A 15,876-nucleotide genomic window follows, 5' to 3' on the forward strand; every position below is an offset into this window, starting at 1 on the left:
TCCAGCCCGCATAAATACCTACGCTGAGAAGCGTAAATAGCGAGAGCCCGCCAAACCACAATGCCAGCCTCACTCTAAAGCTACTGTGCTTGAACAATTAGCATGCCTTGTGTGATTAACTTGTCGCCATAATATACATTTTTATCCTATGGCTGGCAGTATTCCGCAGGGGGAAAAACCGGCAACAAATCACAGGAATAGATTATGGAAGCTGTGCAATTATTCGGGGCCAGTGTGCCGGTGGTGCCGCTGTTGTTGCGGGCAAATTAATTGATGGTCATGTGGGTAAGGGGGGGGGACGCGGTGAATCTCCCCCGGCTCAGGGTGTAAACGAAGCCGGGGGATTTGCTGCATCGCAATAAAAATTATTACGTGCGATAGCGCTCCAACCAATGCGCGTAGGATGCAGGTAAAACCCACGCGGATTTTTCTACGCCCAGTTCTTTCGCCGCAAAATAGGGCCAGTGTGGGTTAGCCAAATGCGGGCGACCAATCATCACCAAGTCCAACTGTTTATTGGCGATGGCCTGCTCTGCTAATTGCGGTGTGCTAAAACCCCAGGCGGATGCGACAGGAATATCGGCCTGGTTGCGCACTTGTTCAGCGATGGGGGCGAGAAACGCCGGTGCCCAGGGGATGTTCACATCAGGTGTGGAGAAGCCGATGCTGACGCTCAACATATCCAAACCATTGTTGCGCAATTGTTGGGTGAGTTGGATGGATTCAGCGAGGGTTTGTTCATCGCGGCCATCGTATTCAATCACCCCAAAACGGGCGGTGAGCGGTAAATGTTGCGGCCAGACGGCGCGCACGGCTGCGAAGGTTTCCAATAAAAACCGGCTGCGGTTTTCCAAGTTGCCGCCGTATTCATCGGTGCGTTGGTTGGCGTGGGCAGAGAAAAAACTTTGCGCCAAATAACCGTGGGCAAAATGCAATTCCAGCCATTCAAAACCAGCGGCGCGGGCGCGCTGTGCGGCAGCGGCAAAATCGGCGGTCACACGTTTGATATCGGCGATGGACATTTCCTGCGGGACTTTTTCCAAACCATCACCAAAGGCGATAGCGGAAGGGGAAATGGTTTGCCAGCCGCGTGCATCGCCTTCGGCAATATGATCGTCACCTTCCCAAGGGCGATTGGCGCTGGCTTTGCGCCCGGCGTGGGCGATTTGAATGCCCGGTACGGCGCCGGCTTTTTTAATCGCGCTGGCAATTTGTGCCAGGCCTATGGCGTGTTCGTCGCTCCACAGGCCCAAACAGTTGGGGGAGATGCGGCCTTCCGGCGCGACGGCGGTCGCCTCTACTATCACCAAACCGGCGCCACCGCGCGCAATGCTGCTGTAGTGGGTCAGGTGCCAGTCGTTACTAAAACCATCGGTGGCCATGTATTGGCACATGGGGGGTACGGCAATGCGGTTGCGCAGTTCAACATCTTTGAGTTTAAAACGGCTAAAAAGAGCGGACATACTTCCTCCAGACGGGATCATTACCCTGATGTGCAGGGTTTGGCGCCTAGAGTAAGGCCTGCTGAGATATAAAAATAATCAGCTTTTGTTATCTGCTTTATAAGCTGCGCTTATGACAGCTAGGGTGCGATAAACAGCTCAAACAGCAAGTCGCGAATCCAGCGGTGCGCCGGGTTTTGATGGGTGCGCTCATGCCAGGCGGCGATTTTGGTAAAACCCTCCACGGGGATAGGCGTTGGTTGGGTGACCAGCCCGTCCAGGCTGTCCACCAAGCGTTTGGGCACTACCGCAATCATGTCGCTGGCGCGCAGTATGCTCGCCATCACCAGAAAGGATTTGACCGACAGCATCACCTGCCGCGCGCGGCCAATGCGCGCTAGCGCTTCGTCGGTCACGCCCAGAAAACCGCCGCCGGTGTAGGAAAATAACGCGTGTTCCAGGGTGCAAAATTCATCCAGGCTGAGCGGCTGTTGGGCGTTGGGGTGATCGCTGCGCATCACACACACATAGTCTTCATCGTAGAGGCGGCGCGCGTGTAATTCCGCCGGGCAATTGGGCGGCGTGAGCAGCGCCAGATCAATTTCGCCGCGCTCCAGTTGCTGTGGGAGCAGTTGGTTTTCGATGGGCAATAGCGCGACACGAATCTGCGGCGCGCGTTTTTTTAGCTCCACCAAAAAGGGCACGGCAATCGCCTGCAGCGCGTAATCGGTGGCGGCGATGGTGAGAGTGAGGCTTGCACTGCGCGGATCAAATTCTGCCGGTTGTAGCAGAGTGGCTATTTCGGCCAATACTTTTTTTACCGGCAGGGCCAAATCCAGCGCGCGCTGGGTGGGCACTATGCCGCGCTGCGAGCGCACAAACAGCGGGTCGTTAAAACTCTCGCGCAGGCGGGTGAGCATGCCGCTCATTGCCGGTTGGGTGAGCGACAGCCGCGCCGCCGCGCGCGTTACGTTGCGCTCATCCAATAGCGCATCCAGGGCTTTTAATAAATTCAGATCGACGGTTTTGATATCGCGCATATTGCTTGGGCTCGCGGGTGAAATACCGGTGTCCAGCCTAAAGCTTTCTGCCGGCGAAGTGAAACCGATATTCCCCTGCAGTGACGGTGCTGCGCGGTGAGTTCAAAAAACCGTAACAAATCCTTCATATACTGTTGCTAAGCCATCCATTTGTTTAAGGAAACAACGTGCCTGAACTGATTGCTCCGCCCGCCAAACATACCCGGGGTGCTTATGGTGTCTGGTTGTTTACCGACAAAAACCCCCGCCTGAAACAAATCAAAAAAACCGTGAGCCCCAGCGTGCACGGTGATCGCCATTGGGATTCCAGTTACCTGTTGATGGATTACTTCACCGAGCATCGCCCGCGCAAACATACCCGCGTGTTGGATGTGGGCTGCGGCTGGGGGCCGACTTCCATCTTTTTTGCGCGCAAGGGCTGCAGGGTTACCGGTATGGATGTGGACAGTGAGGTGTTTCCCTTTTTGGAGGCCCAGGCGGATTTGAATCAGGTGAAAATCCAAACCCTGACCCGCTCCATGAAGCAGATGAAAAAGAAAGACTTGGCCAATTACGATGTGATTGTGGGCGGCGATATTTGTTTTTGGGACGAGCTGGCGGAAGAGTGGTTTGCCATGCTCAAACGCGCTGCTGCCGCCGGGGTAAAAAAACTGGTGCTGGCCGACCCGGGGCGCCAGCCGTTTTTGGACTTGATTGACCGCTGCGATAAAAAGTGGCCCACCGAACATTTGATTTGGTTGGCGTTACAGCCCAAAAAATTTGAAGGCAGCTTGATGATTGTGACCTTGAATGACTGAGGCGTTACACTGGCGGGCTTGAGTGCTTAGCCAGAGGTTGTTGCGGGGTCATGCAAAAGTTTTATACCAATGCGTTTATCAGTGGCATGTGTTTGCTATTGCTTAGCCTGTTGCTCGTTTATGCCTGCGTCAGCCGCTCCTATTTATCGCTGCCTTTGGTGCCCGTCAGCGAAAGTGAATTGCTGTGGCGTGCTGTACCGCGCACCGATGTCGAGGAGGGCGGCAGTTCACAGGTCAACATTCTGGATGACCAGTTCAGTTTGAGTTTTGACTACACCCTCACCAGCAAAGCCCAATACCCCTACGCCGAGGTGGCGCTGGTATTTGTGGATGAATCCCGGCAGCCCCGGCAGGTAGACTTAACCGCTTACGATGCCATTTCCTTTAACACCAAATGTTCGCCCGCCAATACCATGGTGCTCAGCGTGTACACGATTGAGCAGGGCGTTCCCCTCACCGACAAGCTGGTCAGTTACCGCGCCCCTTCGTCCTATTTCTCCTGCGGCCAGGACTGGTCGAGTGTGCATCTGGATCTCACCCGCCTGGAAACGCCGCAGTGGTGGTTTGATTTGCACAAGTTGGATCTGTCGCGCCAGGAGTACCGGTTGGACAAGGTGCCGCGTATCGCCATAGGCAACAGTTTCCAAAGTCCCGCTAACCAGACAGTCTCGGTGTTGATAAACAACATCACCCTGAGTGGGCGCGATTGGCGCTACCTGTATTTTCTGGCGGGGTTTTTACTGCTGGCCTGGAGTGGGTTTGCGGTTTGGCTGATCAAACAATACACCCGCTCGCTGGTGCAAAGCCTGGCGCGCAAACGCGAGCGCGACCGGCCGCTATTGGCCTACCAGCAGCTGTCTATCGCCCCCCTGCGCGACCGCGAGAAGACCGCCATTTTGCAATACATGGCGAGCGAGTACGCCAACCCGGAACTCGACCTGGACACTATGGTGGCGGCCATCAATATCACCCGCGCCAAGATCAACGAGATACTGAAATCCGAACTGGGTTACACCTTTATCAGCTACCTGAACAAACTGCGTTTAACCGAGGCGGCGCGTTTGTTGGCGGACAAACCCGAGGCCAACGTGGGTGAAATCGCCTACTCGGTGGGTTACAAAAATACCTCCTACTTCAACAAGCTATTCAAGGAGGAGTACGGCTGCACACCCAAAACCTACAAAAGTGTTTGTAAAAATCCGTAAGCGATCAGCCGGAAAATTAGCAATTAAATAAAGAATCTTTCAACTTTTGCATTAAGACAGCAATTTTGCGTTAAAGCGTTATTGCCATACTGGCGCGCTAATTAGACTGGCATTTTTGTGACAAGCCAGTGACTAATAACTATGCGCGAACAGCCAGAGGTAATTACCTCCCTCCTTATCAACCACTCCGCCAATGTATTTTTTGAGATTCGCCCTCTGGTGTGCAGTGCGAACAGCGCTCGCCTGGGGCTGGTATTGCGCAGCGAATTTGCCAAGGCCAGCCACATCACCAGCGCCCTGGGCTGCGCCCTGGATTGCCTTGCCAGCATCGCCGGCCACCAAGTTTTGGGGGATTGTGCGGCAGCAGAGTCGGAAGTGAACTTTCACCATGAACCGCTGCTGGCAGACTTGCCCCGTGAGTTTATTGCCGAGGCAAGCCTGGATCTGGTCGAAAACAGCCTGGCCCTTTTTACCAGCTGCATCTACACCCCGGACAATCAGTTAGTGGCAAATGCCTGCGGCACCCTCAAACGCCTGCGCCCCCACAAGCAGCACACCAATAATTTGGTAGTAATGGCCGATTGGCGCGAGCTGCAGGGCGCTTGCGCGCACTAATACCCATCATTTCTGACATCAATCACCAAGACCATCAAGAGTTCAGCCCATGTTTGATTCAACTCGCAGAAACATCTTCAAAGTTTGCCTTGCCGGCGCCGCCGCATCGCCCTTGGCGCTACTGACCCGTGGAGCCCAAGCTGTCGCCCCTGCACCTGTTGCTTCCACCTGTATTCCCTATCGCCCGCAGTGGGGGCGGGGAGTTGAAGGTCAGCGCAAGGCCGATCTGGGCAATGGCACCTATTTGAATCCGATCATCGCCGGCGACCGTCCTGACCCGACCATCCTCAAGGACGGTGCCGACTACTACATGACTTTTTCGTCATTTAATACCTACCCCGGCATAGTGATTTGGCACTCCACCGATCTGGTGAACTGGGCGCCTATTGGTGCGGCGCTCAGCAAAAATATTGGCACTGTGTGGGCGCTGGACATCTGTAAACACGGCGACCGCTATTACATCTACATTCCGGCGCTGAGTGACGGCAACCCCTGGTCTACCTATGTGATTTGGGCGGACGACATCAACGGCCCCTGGAGCGACCCCATCGACTTGCAGATAGAGGGCTGTATCGACCCCGGCCACATGGTGGGGGAGGATGGCAAACGCTATTTGTTTGTGAATGGCATCCGCAAAATCCGCCTCAGCGATGACGGCCTCGCCACCGATGGCGAATTGCAAGCGGCCTACAGCCCCTGGCGCTACCCCGACCACTGGATTGTGGAAAACTTTGCGCCCGAAGGCCCCAAGTTATTCAAACGCGGCGACTGGTTTTATTTGGTCACCGCCGTGGGCGGCACCGCCGGCCCGGTCACCGGCCATATGGTGATTGCGGCGCGCTCGCGCTCCATTCACGGCCCCTGGGAACACTGCCCGCACAACCCGCTGGTGCGCAGCTTGTCTGACGCGGAACCCTGGTGGTCGCGCGGTCACGCCACCGTTATTCAAGGGCCTTCCCTCAACGGTGATACCAAAGGTGAGGAGGGCGACTGGTGGATGGTCTACCACGGTTACGAAAACGGCTTTAGAACCCTGGGCCGCCAAGCGCTGCTGGAACCTATCGAATGGACGGAGGATGGCTGGTTTCACGCCAAAGGCGGCGACCTGTCGCAACCCATCGCCAAACCGCGCAATGGCAAAACCAGTGCAAGTGGCGCGGCGCTGTCGGACGATTTCTCGCGCAACCGGTTTGGTATCCAGTGGGCATTCCACAACCCCGGCGCCAAGGAATTAGCGCGGGTTAACTACGGCAAAAAAGTCTTGGAGCTGGCCGCCGCTGGCAGCTCACCGGCAGATTCATCGCCGCTGACCTGCGGGGTGGTGGATCGCGCCTACCAGGTCGAGGTGAGCCTGCAACTGGAGGGCAATGCCGAAGCGGGCCTGTTGCTGTTTTACAACCACAGGGCGTTTGTCGGTATGGGTTTCAGCCCCGAGGCAATCAAAAGTTTCCAATATGCCGAGGAGCAAAGCTGGGCGCGCATCCCACTCAACACCCGAAACCTGCGGATGCGCATCACCAACGACCATCAAGTCATCACCTACGAATACTCGCAGGATGAAGGCCAAACCTGGACACGCCACCCCACACGCATGGAAGTTTCGGGGTTAAATCACAATGTGTTTGGCGGCTTCCTGAGCTTACGCGTGGGTATTTACTGCGCCGGCAGCGGCAAGGTGCAGCTGGGGGATTTCTGCTATCGTGCATTGGAAAACTAATTTAATAGCGGAAACAGACTGTGGAAAATTCTGAAAGTAAACTTCAGGCGCTACGCCAAATGCTGACTCAGGGTGAAGAAAGCGGCGCGACCGATTATGACTATGAGGAATTTATTAACGAACTGGATGATCCGCACTATATGGCCCCCGCAGGCTAGAAGGATCACACGGACTAGTCATGTGATTTTTTACACGTCCAGCACAACAGCGAATGTTTTTATTGTGCGCATACTCCACAAAAGCATGGATGTGGATTTAATACGTTAAGTCGCTTTTTTCATAGCGACTCAGCTGCGCCCAGGACTGCCGGATACCTAATACATAAAACAAACCAAATGCAAAACAGATAGCCGAACTTACTATCCAGAAGGTAATGCTATTTTCCGGAAACATCGGCATTAAAGGGATAAAGGCCAGGCCGCGTAACAAATATATTGCGGCGATAATACACAAGCCCAAACGTAATAACGGAAGCCTGAAAATAATACCTGCACCAGAAAGCGCATAGAGCGACCAAATAATTAACACTGCCACAAGGACAGATGTCACTATAGTTGGATAAATAAGCCCCGCCTCAGCCATTTGTGCCATCTGCTCTCCGGCACCCAAAAAACGGTACCAATCCCCGCCGAAAACAATACATCCCAAATATACTAAAGCCGCTGCACCGCTATAAATTTCCAACTGCGACCGAGGTAACCTCGATATCCTCCTTGTTCACCGCATAACTCACCCAGACACGATTATTCCATACAATACTTTTCGGATAACTGTAGCCAGTGCGTTTGTATTTGCCGGCGTACCGCATTGGCGGCAACTCGGATTCACTGCGCAGCAGGTAGGCTTTATCAAACCGCTGGCCATCCTCACTTAACGTAATGGTGAGCGGTGCGCGGTTTTTGTTGCCACTGGGGTTGTTAATTAAAAATGCGCGGCCATCCGGCAGGTTGCCGGCGCTTTGTTTGGCGCGGGAGTCGGGCATATTCGTGATGACGGGATTGCTCCAGGTTTTTCCCTTGTCACTACTGCTTGCTGCTAACAGAGCAAAGCTGCTGCCCTGATCGCGAAACACCATCACCGGGTTCATTTGTTTGGTTAAAAACCAACTGGGTTCCAGCTCACGGCTAATACCCGGTTGATGCGGCAGGTTTTCCATCTCGCCTTGCATCCAGCCACTCAGCCCGGTTGGGTCATCTGTATAAAAAGGTTTTGCAATTAAACCGGGGGGTGCATGAATGGCGGTGAGAATTCTGCCGTTAGGTAATTGTTTCAAATCCTGCTCAATGATTCCCGCAACCGCGTTGCCATCAAAGTCTCGCAGCGGTTTAGGTGCAGACCAGTGAATGCCATCGCGACTGGTAATGTATTCCACGAAGCCTGCTTTGGGTTGTAAACCCTGCGGCCACACATTAATAAATGCCACTAATGTATTGCCATAACTCCACCAACCGCCATTGGTTACCAGCGCATTGGTGCGCGCCGCGACCAATTCTTGTGGCGCACTCCACTCGCTGCCATCGCGGCTGCGGCTATACAGAATTTTTGTTTCAGGTGCGTCTTCATCCTGCTGTGAACTTTGCCACTGAATAAGCAGCTCGCTATTAAACGCAAACAGTACCGCCCCATGGTTGTATTGCGCACTGCCGGCTTTGGCTTTAAACACCGAGTGATGTTTTAGTTGCGCCGGTTTTTGCAGGCCCAAAGTGTCTGGCTGAGTGTTATCAAACACCTCATCCACTACCAAGAGCGCGGTGTTGTTAGTAGTGTTGGTTGTTGTGTTTTTTATCGCACAAGCAGCGCTCAGCAGTACTAAAGCGCTTGCGATAATAATTTTTAACCCTGAAGTCGGCTGCATAATATTTACATTTTTGTGGTTGAGCGGTTTGTTTGCGCTATCGATTGTGCTCTGGTCTTTTGTTATGTATTTGCCATCTGTGCAATTGCCGTTTTAATTTCTGCGATTTGTGTGGAGTTTATTTTTATTGGAATTGAAAATGAATCACCATCTTTTGTATGAATCAGGAAGTGTTTTATTTTGGGAAGAAAAATTGTTCCAGACTTATCTTCCTCTTCTGCTGCATGAGATATGTTTGAGTAGGGGATATGCCAGTATGTGGCGTTTTTGAATTTGCAAATCAGCGCTGTGTCGCCAAACTCTAATACATATTGGCTTCTGCTTTTTTCATCGGGCCGCGCTCGGCGGTTAGCTGCTACAAGGATCGTCCAGGACAGGAAACAAAGTGCAATTATAAAATTGAATTTGTCCGATGCTATGTAATCAGCGACAAGCAGCCCTCCAAACAACGCAGGCATTAGCCAGCTTCTTAAAAGATGAATGTCCGGACTGCCGAGTATTTCAATATTTTTCATTAGTGCTCCTGCACAAGTTGTTATGCCTGTTATGCAACATTAACGGTTGCCGCCGCTAAATTATTTTCCGCGATTCATAATTACACAACTATCACCAGAGCCAATAACCCCAGCGCAAGCACCGCTGGCGCTGTTTGGATAAATATAATTTTGCGCGCGGCGGTTAGCCCGCCGTAAATACCGGCGATGGCGATGCACAGTAAAAAGAAAATCTTGATGTGAACCCCGGCATCGCCCAGCCATAAACCCCAGAGTAAACCTGCGGCTAAAAAGCCGTTGTATAAACCTTGGTTGGCTGCCAGTACGCGCGTGGTGGCGGCTTTTTCCGGGGTGTTGCGGAAGGCGCGCAGGCCGGCGGGTTTTTCCCAGAGGAACATTTCCAGCACCAATATATAAATGTGCAGCAGGGCAATGGCGGCGATAAGGAGGTTGGCAGCAAGTAGAAGCGGTGAGTCCATAAATTGCCCTTGGTGTTGTGTTGGATGCAGTTGTACCGGTGGTGTCGCTGGATTGTGTTGTCGCCGGCTGTGGTATGGCAGGAGTGACTATAAGCCTAGCGGCGACCGAGGGAAATACGGCAAATAAATCTGACTAATCCGCCAGTTGCTGGCGGCGCTGTTTTTTTGCATTCGTATTCATTGGGCTTTGATTGGTTTGTCGATGGCATCACATTTTTTGGCGTGATAATTTACAGTTTGTTTTTTATACAAACCAATAACCATAAATTACGGCAAGAGGCTAACGAACAGTTATATGCGCAACTCATTCCTTGTTTCATCTTTGTTGGCGGGTGGCCTGTCGCTTATAGGCGCAATGGCTCAGGCTTATTCCATTAGCGGTTTGCAGAGCGCCAGCACCAACGGTAGTGGTTGGACTGGTACTACCGCGCCCCACCAAATTATCGCTACACCCGGTGCAACCCCCGGGACTAACGAGTGGTTTTCCCGCTATACCGTCGGCAATGGCGACAGCCGTTTTAATATCGATGAGTCTATTCTCGGGCAATTCCGCAATGCGCCCCTGCAGGACACTACCGGAGCCGGTTTGACGGCGGCCTCGGAATCGGTGCGTGTGACCTTTTTAGGCACCGGCGCGGCGCGCAACTCGGTGTTGTTTTTGGCGCAAGAGGGCAGTGCATTGCTCAATCGCGATGCCTTCTGGGACCCCATCTATGCAACCGGCGGCACCAATAACCTGGGCACTTTTAACCCGGTCAACAGTAACAATCGCCTGTTTGAAACCCGCGGCGGTTGTGAATACGCCCAGGCCAAAGCGGGCAATAGCTGTGTGCCTACCAACCTTGGTCAGTCGCGTGTTATTTCCGGTTTAACCGTGGGCGAAAATTTAATTTTTGGTTTGCAGGCGCTGGTGCTGCATTACAACGCCGACAATATTCACTACCCCAATACCAACTACTTTTTCAGCGGTGCAGCGGCCAATAACCAGGATCGCAAAGGCTGGAACGACGGTCAGGTGCACACCAAGGTATTGAACCTTGGCAGCAACCGTTTCCTGGTGGGTTTTGAAGATATCTGGGGCGGTGGCGATCGCGATTACAACGACAATGTATTTTTATTTGAAGGCGTTGGTGTTGATATTCCCCTGCCGCCTCTGGTGGTGAGCGAACCTGCCAGTTTGCCGCTACTGGCTTTGTTGGTGGGCGGTTTGCTGTGGCGCCGTCGCGCCCGCCGTTAAGGGGGGCCTTTGGCGTGGGCGATTAAGGTCGGCGCGCCAGTCCAATAAGAGCTACACTAAAAACCAGCACAAACTGCTGGTTTTTTTCGCCACAAGTTTGTGCACATAACAAGAAATTCATGATGAAAAAAGCCCAGACTACCAACCCCGGCGTGTATTTATGACTAGATTCCCCTCCCGTACCCTGCTTATGTCCCTGGTCTTTATGACCTTATCCCTGGCGCTGCCCAGCCATGCGCAGTCCAACGTGATTCGCATTAATGGTGCTGCCGATGGCAACTCCAGTTATGTCATGGAGATTCTCAACCTGGCACTCAGCAAGCTGGACACCCGCTACGAACTGAAAATCGATAACACGCCGGTGACCCAGGCGCGCAACATGGATGATGTTGCCTCTGGCCGTATGGATTTGCTCTGGGCGGCAACCAATATGGAAATGGAAGAAATGCTGCTGCCGATCCGCATTCCGCTCTACCGCGGCTTGCTGGGCCACCGGATTTTTATTATTCGGCCTGAATCCCAGGCGCAGTTTGATCAGGTAAAAACCTTTGAAGACCTGAAAAAATTCAGCTTTGGCCAAGGCACTACCTGGGCCGACTCCAGTATTTTGGAGAGCAACGGCTTAACAGTGATTCGCACCAATAAATACCCCGGCCTGTTTTATATGTTGGATGGCGGCCGGTTTGATGCCTTCCCGCGCGGGGTGCAGGAGCCTTGGGCGGAACTGGAAACGAACAAAAACCTGCCGCTCGCGGTGGAGAAGCGCATCATGCTGGTGTACCGCATGCCGCTGTATTTTTTCACCAAACACGGCAATACCAAACTGGCGGCTGACCTTGAGCTGGGGTTGAATCGCGCAATTGCAGACGGCAGTTTTAACGAGGTGTTTTTCCGTCACCCCATTGTTCGCTCGGCGATTGAGCAGTCCAATATGCATGACCGGATTGCGTTTATGATCGATAACCCAACCCTGCCCAAAGAAACGCCGCTGGAGCGCGAGGAGCTGTGGTTTGACATCAATAGCCTCAAAAAGCCAGCACCGGCACCGGTAGAAAGCGATCAACCCTTGGATTTGCCCGAATAACGCCCGCGTTTGCACAGTGCCGGCCGCCGTTCTGGTGGTCGGTGCTGTATCGATTGTCGCCTCACTCCTCTTTTGTTTTTCCCGCTGTTAATGCTCGCTGTTGTCTAGAATTCCCTGCCGGCATATCATCCTGCAAAAGAGTTATGGTTTTTTTGACTCTATGCTAGTATGTTTTAAATATGAAGCGTGTTTTGCGTGTGAGTGAGCCTGGGCTTGCCGCGGTAAAATGCCGGGTTCATAGAAAGGTTCCGGAAACCACCTCCAGCTTACATAACGAATAACAAGCTGCACCCGATGCAGCTGCGGAGTAACGATGAACACAACGCCCAGGTCGGCGACTTTGCTGCTGCCTTTTGTGCTGATTATTAGCCTCTTTTTTCTGTGGGGAATGGCTAATAACCTCAATGACATACTGATCACCCATTTTAAAAAGCTATTTACGCTCTCGGATTTCAAAGCAGGTTTGGTGCAATCCGCTTTTTATACCGGCTATTTTGTGTTCTCTATTCCCGCTGCGCTGTGGATGAAACGTTTTGGCTACAAGGCTGCGGTGGTGTTTGGTTTGCTGCTGTACGGCGCGGGCGCCTTGATGTTTTACCCGGCGGCGCAGGTGCGCGAATACAGTTTGTTTTTGCTGGCGCTGTTTGTGATTGCCAGTGGCCTGGCCTTTTTGGAGACCTCGGCCAACCCGCTGATTGTGGCCATGGGCGACCCCGCCAGCGCCGAGCGCCGGCTCAATTTTGCCCAGTCGTTTAACCCCTTCGGCTGTATTGCGGGCATCTACATTGGGCGCGAGTTTATCTTCTCTGGCCATGAGCCTACGGCGGCGGAGCTGGCCGCCATGAGCAGCGCACAGCTGGAACAGTTTTACCGCAGCGAGGCGCAGGCGGTGCAGCTGCCTTATCTGGTGCTGGGGTTGGTGGTTATCGCCTGGGCACTGCTGGTGCTCTGGGTGAAGTTTCCGCGTATTGCCACCCAGCGCCATGAAGAGGATTGGAGTGGCTGGGCGGACTACAAAACCCTGTTGCGCAACGGTCGCTTTATGTTTGGCGTGAGCGCGCAGTTTTTCTATGTGGGCGCCCAGGTGTGCATTTGGAGTTTTCTGATCCGCTACGGGCAGGAGGCCATGCCCGGTACCGGCGAGAAAACCCTGGCCACTTACCTCATGGCATCGCTGGTGCTGTTTATGCTCGGGCGATTTGTGGCCACGGCCTTGATGACGCGCCTGCGCGCCGCTTGGTTAATGTGGGTTTACGCGCTGATCAATGTGCTGCTCTGCGCCTTTGCCATAGTGCACCCCGGTCATACCGGGCTCTTGGCTCTGGTCGCCACCAGCTTTTTTATGTCGCTGATGTTCCCTACGATTTTTGCGCTCAGCCTGAAAAACCTGGGTGTGCTGGCCAAGGCTGGCTCCTCGCTGGTGGTGATGGCGATTATCGGCGGTGCAGTACTGACGGCAGTGATGGGGCTGATCTCTGACCTCAGCGCCATCCATGTGGCAGTAGTGGTGCCATTGTTGTGTTTTGTGGTGATTGCAATCTACGCCCGTCGCGCTGACAGCCAAAGCCTTGTGGCTTCGGCGGCAATGCGCGCGGAAGCGGGTTGTGATTAGGCCTTTCGGGGCCTGGTGCAGGGGGCACCAGTTTGCGCTTTTAGCGAATTTCCTAAAGTGGTGCGCAGTAAAACAGTGATGATGTTAAATCTTGAGCGACATAAAACCATAACGACAATTAATAATGGGTAGAGCTATGACAACTATGAGCAATGTGGCAGACCGTATGGAGCTGGAACTAACCGAGGACGCCGAGCGCAAATACCGTGCGCCGGCACTGGAAAAAGGGTTGGATATCCTTGAGCTGTTGGCGCGCAGTTCGTCGCCCTTAACCACGTCGCAAATGGCGGCACAGCTGGGGCGCTCGGTGAGCGAGCTGTTCCGCATGGTGTTGGCGCTGGAGTATCGCGGCTATATCAGCCACATGAGCGACGGGCGCGACGGCTACATGCTCACCAATAAATTATTTACTCTGGGTATCTCCCAGGGCACCGCCAAGACCTTGTTGGAGGTTGCCCTGCCAGCGATGAAAGACCTGAGCCGTGAACTGGGGCAATCCTGTCATTTGGTTGTGCCCTCGGGCGACCAGATAGTGGTCATTGCCCGGCAGGAAAGCCCTATGGATTTGGGGTTTTCGGTGCGGGTTGGCTATCGCCGCCGTCTCATAGACACCAACTCAGGGGCGCTGCTCTACGGTTTTGCATCGCCCGATGTGCAGGCCAGTTGGCTGCCGCAACTCTCCGCAACGGTCGATCTGGAGCGCATAGAGCGTTTCCTCGCCAAGGTGCGCAAAGGCGTGACTCAGGGTTATATCCAGCTGGGCAGCGATTTTGTGGAGGGCGTGACCGATTTTTGTGTGCCGGTGATTGGCGTGCATGGTGCGGTGGGGGTGCTGATCATTCCATTTATCAATATCAAAGCTCAAGCGGTAAGTACCGAGCGGGTGCTTGAGCGCCTGCTGCAGGCCGCCGATAAAATCTCGCAAGCCTTGATGGATTAAGCGCAAGCGCAAGTTCTGTTTTTATCTATGAATTGCCCACTGAAAATCGCCGCACCTGCGGCGATTTTTTTCATTCTTTTACCAAAAAGTCACAATAACTATATGTTAATTGGGGAGGCTATCGGATAAGCTGATTTTCATCGGCGGATTTGGTTTTAATTATAAAAATAGCGATACGCGAGTTTTTTATGAGCACAGCAAGCGGTAATGAGCCGGGTGATGCGGCGTCTCAGTCGGGCAATGGTTCGGGCAGTGGTTTGGTCAATGGTTCGGCGAACTGTTTTGGGGCGTCGGGCTTACATCTTTCACCCCTGGGGTTTGGTGCAGCGCCGATTGGCAACCTCTATCAAGCCATGGGCGATGATCAAGCGCGCGCCACTGTCGCGGCCGCACTCGCCGCTGGTATTACCTACCTGGATACGGCGCCCCATTATGGTTTCGGGCTGAGCGAAACCCGGCTGGGCGCGGCGCTGGCAACGGAACCTTTGCTTGAACCCTTGGTGATCTCCACCAAAGTCGGGCGGTTGCTGGTTCCCACGGATTCAGCCGACAGCCTGCGCCACGGTTTTGCCAACGCCCCGGCCCTGGAGCCGCAATTCGATTACAGCTACGACGGGGTGATGCGCTCCTTTGCGGAAAGCCTCAAGCGCTTGCAGTTGGAGCGAGTTGATATCCTGTTTGCCCACGACCTTGGCCCGCTCACCCACGGCGCCGATCACCCGGCGCGTTTTCGCGAATTTATGGATGGCGGTTATCGCGCCATGTGTGAGCTGAAAGCGGCGGGCTTGGTAAAGGCCATAGGTCTGGGCGCCAATGAGTGGCAGATCTGCGAGGCGGCACTGCGCCAGGGGGATTTTGATGGCTTTCTCCTGGCGGGGCGCTACACCTTGTTGGAGCAGGGCGCCTGCGAAACCTTTCTACCACTCTGCGCCCAGCGCGGTGCCTCGGTGATTTTGGGCGGGCCGTTTAACTCCGGCATTCTCGCCACCGGGGTGCTTGCACCGGCTGTCGCCTCCGGCAAACAACCGCTTTATTACAACTACGAACCGGCGCCCCAAACCGTGATTGATCGGGTGGCGGCCATCGAGCGGGTGTGCAACCGTTTTGGGGTGCCATTGGCCGCCGCAGCGCTGCAATTTCCGGCGGCGCATCCGCAAATTTGCTCGGTACTGGCCGGTTTTGCCAGCGCGACCCAAGTGCAGCAGGCGAGTCAGTGGATGAATACACCTATCCCCGCCGAATGCTGGCAGGCGCTACGCGCGCAGGATCTGTTGCACCCCGCCGCGCCAATTCCCAAGGCTGTTGCATCTGCGTTATCGGCTGCTGCGCCGGCGCATATCTACGGGAGTGCGAACTGAT

The 15,876-nt window shown here is 54.0% G+C and carries 16 protein-coding genes; 10 read left to right on the forward strand and 6 right to left on the reverse strand.

The features are described 5' to 3' along the window. Nucleotides 1-368: 368 nt before the first annotated feature. Nucleotides 369-1,463: an NADH:flavin oxidoreductase/NADH oxidase gene (locus tag ACFODX_RS00485; RefSeq protein ID WP_378114949.1), complete on the reverse strand. Its 1,095-nt coding sequence runs from the start codon at nt 1,461-1,463 to the stop codon at nt 369-371. A 119-nt stretch (nt 1,464-1,582) separates the two neighbouring features. Then, nucleotides 1,583-2,482, reverse strand: coding sequence for a LysR family transcriptional regulator (locus ACFODX_RS00490; RefSeq protein WP_378114951.1), 900 nt, complete (start codon nt 2,480-2,482; stop codon nt 1,583-1,585). Between the two features lie 167 nt (nt 2,483-2,649). Between ACFODX_RS00490 and ACFODX_RS00495 the strand changes: the two genes are divergently transcribed. The 5 genes from ACFODX_RS00495 to ACFODX_RS00515 all read left to right on the forward strand — a co-directional run bounded on the left by ACFODX_RS00495 (nt 2,650) and on the right by ACFODX_RS00515 (nt 6,974). Then, the gene (locus tag ACFODX_RS00495) at nt 2,650-3,279 is read left to right on the forward strand and encodes a class I SAM-dependent methyltransferase (protein ID WP_378114953.1); all 630 of its coding nucleotides are present in this window, start codon (nt 2,650-2,652) and stop codon (nt 3,277-3,279) included. A 50-nt stretch (nt 3,280-3,329) separates the two neighbouring features. After that, nucleotides 3,330-4,484 carry a helix-turn-helix domain-containing protein gene (locus ACFODX_RS00500; protein ID WP_378114955.1) on the forward strand — a complete coding sequence of 385 codons (1,155 nt, stop codon included), beginning with the start codon at nt 3,330-3,332 and terminating at the stop codon, nt 4,482-4,484. Nucleotides 4,485-4,625: 141 nt separating this feature from the next. Then, the gene (locus ACFODX_RS00505) at nt 4,626-5,099 is read left to right on the forward strand and encodes a hypothetical protein (RefSeq protein WP_378114957.1); all 474 of its coding nucleotides are present in this window, start codon (nt 4,626-4,628) and stop codon (nt 5,097-5,099) included. A gap of 49 nt (nt 5,100-5,148) precedes the next feature. Next, entirely contained in the window at nt 5,149-6,816 is a 1,668-nt protein-coding gene (locus tag ACFODX_RS00510; protein WP_378114959.1) for a family 43 glycosylhydrolase, read from the forward strand. 20 nt (nt 6,817-6,836) lie between these two features. After that, nucleotides 6,837-6,974 carry a type II toxin-antitoxin system ParD family antitoxin gene (locus tag ACFODX_RS00515; RefSeq protein WP_378114961.1) on the forward strand — a complete coding sequence of 46 codons (138 nt, stop codon included), beginning with the start codon at nt 6,837-6,839 and terminating at the stop codon, nt 6,972-6,974. Nucleotides 6,975-7,071: 97 nt separating this feature from the next. Here the strand turns inward: ACFODX_RS00515 and ACFODX_RS00520 are convergent, their stop codons facing one another. The 4 genes from ACFODX_RS00520 to ACFODX_RS00535 form a co-directional block, all read right to left on the reverse strand. Continuing rightward, nucleotides 7,072-7,500 carry a hypothetical protein gene (locus ACFODX_RS00520; protein ID WP_378114964.1) on the reverse strand — a complete coding sequence of 143 codons (429 nt, stop codon included), beginning with the start codon at nt 7,498-7,500 and terminating at the stop codon, nt 7,072-7,074. Beyond that, complete coding sequence (locus tag ACFODX_RS00525) at nt 7,487-8,671, reverse strand: sialidase family protein (protein ID WP_378114966.1); 1,185 nt, start codon at nt 8,669-8,671, stop codon at nt 7,487-7,489. Before ACFODX_RS00525 ends, ACFODX_RS00520 begins: the two co-directional genes overlap by 14 nt. A gap of 62 nt (nt 8,672-8,733) precedes the next feature. Beyond that, on the reverse strand, nt 8,734-9,186 hold the full coding sequence (locus ACFODX_RS00530) for a hypothetical protein (RefSeq protein ID WP_378114968.1): 453 nt from the start codon (nt 9,184-9,186) through the stop codon (nt 8,734-8,736). A gap of 80 nt (nt 9,187-9,266) precedes the next feature. Next, nucleotides 9,267-9,644, reverse strand: coding sequence for a DUF1304 domain-containing protein (locus ACFODX_RS00535; protein ID WP_378114970.1), 378 nt, complete (start codon nt 9,642-9,644; stop codon nt 9,267-9,269). Nucleotides 9,645-9,939: 295 nt separating this feature from the next. On the opposite strand from ACFODX_RS00535, the gene ACFODX_RS00540 reads away from it, so the two are divergent. From ACFODX_RS00540 to ACFODX_RS00560, 5 genes are all read left to right on the forward strand, one after another. After that, entirely contained in the window at nt 9,940-10,881 is a 942-nt protein-coding gene (locus tag ACFODX_RS00540; RefSeq protein ID WP_378114972.1) for a DUF4114 domain-containing protein, read from the forward strand. A gap of 160 nt (nt 10,882-11,041) precedes the next feature. Beyond that, nucleotides 11,042-11,965 (forward strand): substrate-binding periplasmic protein, encoded by a 924-nt coding sequence (locus ACFODX_RS00545; RefSeq protein WP_378114974.1) that lies wholly within the window; start codon nt 11,042-11,044, stop codon nt 11,963-11,965. A gap of 313 nt (nt 11,966-12,278) precedes the next feature. After that, nucleotides 12,279-13,577, forward strand: a complete 1,299-nt coding sequence (gene fucP / locus ACFODX_RS00550; protein WP_378114976.1) for an L-fucose:H+ symporter permease — start codon at nt 12,279-12,281, stop codon at nt 13,575-13,577. A gap of 136 nt (nt 13,578-13,713) precedes the next feature. Continuing rightward, on the forward strand, nt 13,714-14,517 hold the full coding sequence (locus ACFODX_RS00555) for an IclR family transcriptional regulator (RefSeq protein ID WP_378114978.1): 804 nt from the start codon (nt 13,714-13,716) through the stop codon (nt 14,515-14,517). A 188-nt stretch (nt 14,518-14,705) separates the two neighbouring features. Next, nucleotides 14,706-15,875: an aldo/keto reductase gene (locus ACFODX_RS00560; protein WP_378114980.1), complete on the forward strand. Its 1,170-nt coding sequence runs from the start codon at nt 14,706-14,708 to the stop codon at nt 15,873-15,875. Nucleotide 15,876 lies beyond the last annotated feature (1 nt).

This window comes from Cellvibrio fontiphilus (assembly GCF_042646205.1).
GTDB lineage: Bacteria > Pseudomonadota > Gammaproteobacteria > Pseudomonadales > Cellvibrionaceae > Cellvibrio > Cellvibrio fontiphilus_A.

What these genes read in the sequence shown, in the direction of transcription:
- ACFODX_RS00545 (WP_378114974.1), top strand. Translation starts at nt 11,042, where the DNA reads ATGACTAGATTCCCCTCCCGTACCCTGCTTATGTCCCTGGTCTTTATG.
- ACFODX_RS00530 (WP_378114968.1), bottom strand. Translation starts at nt 9,186, where the DNA reads ATGAAAAATATTGAAATACTCGGCAGTCCGGACATTCATCTTTTAAGA.
- ACFODX_RS00555 (WP_378114978.1), top strand. Translation starts at nt 13,714, where the DNA reads ATGACAACTATGAGCAATGTGGCAGACCGTATGGAGCTGGAACTAACC.
- ACFODX_RS00505 (WP_378114957.1), top strand. Translation starts at nt 4,626, where the DNA reads ATGCGCGAACAGCCAGAGGTAATTACCTCCCTCCTTATCAACCACTCC.
- ACFODX_RS00490 (WP_378114951.1), bottom strand. Translation starts at nt 2,482, where the DNA reads ATGCGCGATATCAAAACCGTCGATCTGAATTTATTAAAAGCCCTGGAT.
- ACFODX_RS00525 (WP_378114966.1), bottom strand. Translation starts at nt 8,671, where the DNA reads ATGCAGCCGACTTCAGGGTTAAAAATTATTATCGCAAGCGCTTTAGTA.
- ACFODX_RS00510 (WP_378114959.1), top strand. Translation starts at nt 5,149, where the DNA reads ATGTTTGATTCAACTCGCAGAAACATCTTCAAAGTTTGCCTTGCCGGC.
- ACFODX_RS00535 (WP_378114970.1), bottom strand. Translation starts at nt 9,644, where the DNA reads ATGGACTCACCGCTTCTACTTGCTGCCAACCTCCTTATCGCCGCCATT.
- ACFODX_RS00540 (WP_378114972.1), top strand. Translation starts at nt 9,940, where the DNA reads ATGCGCAACTCATTCCTTGTTTCATCTTTGTTGGCGGGTGGCCTGTCG.
- ACFODX_RS00485 (WP_378114949.1), bottom strand. Translation starts at nt 1,463, where the DNA reads ATGTCCGCTCTTTTTAGCCGTTTTAAACTCAAAGATGTTGAACTGCGC.
- fucP (WP_378114976.1), top strand. Translation starts at nt 12,279, where the DNA reads ATGAACACAACGCCCAGGTCGGCGACTTTGCTGCTGCCTTTTGTGCTG.
- ACFODX_RS00560 (WP_378114980.1), top strand. Translation starts at nt 14,706, where the DNA reads ATGAGCACAGCAAGCGGTAATGAGCCGGGTGATGCGGCGTCTCAGTCG.
- ACFODX_RS00500 (WP_378114955.1), top strand. Translation starts at nt 3,330, where the DNA reads ATGCAAAAGTTTTATACCAATGCGTTTATCAGTGGCATGTGTTTGCTA.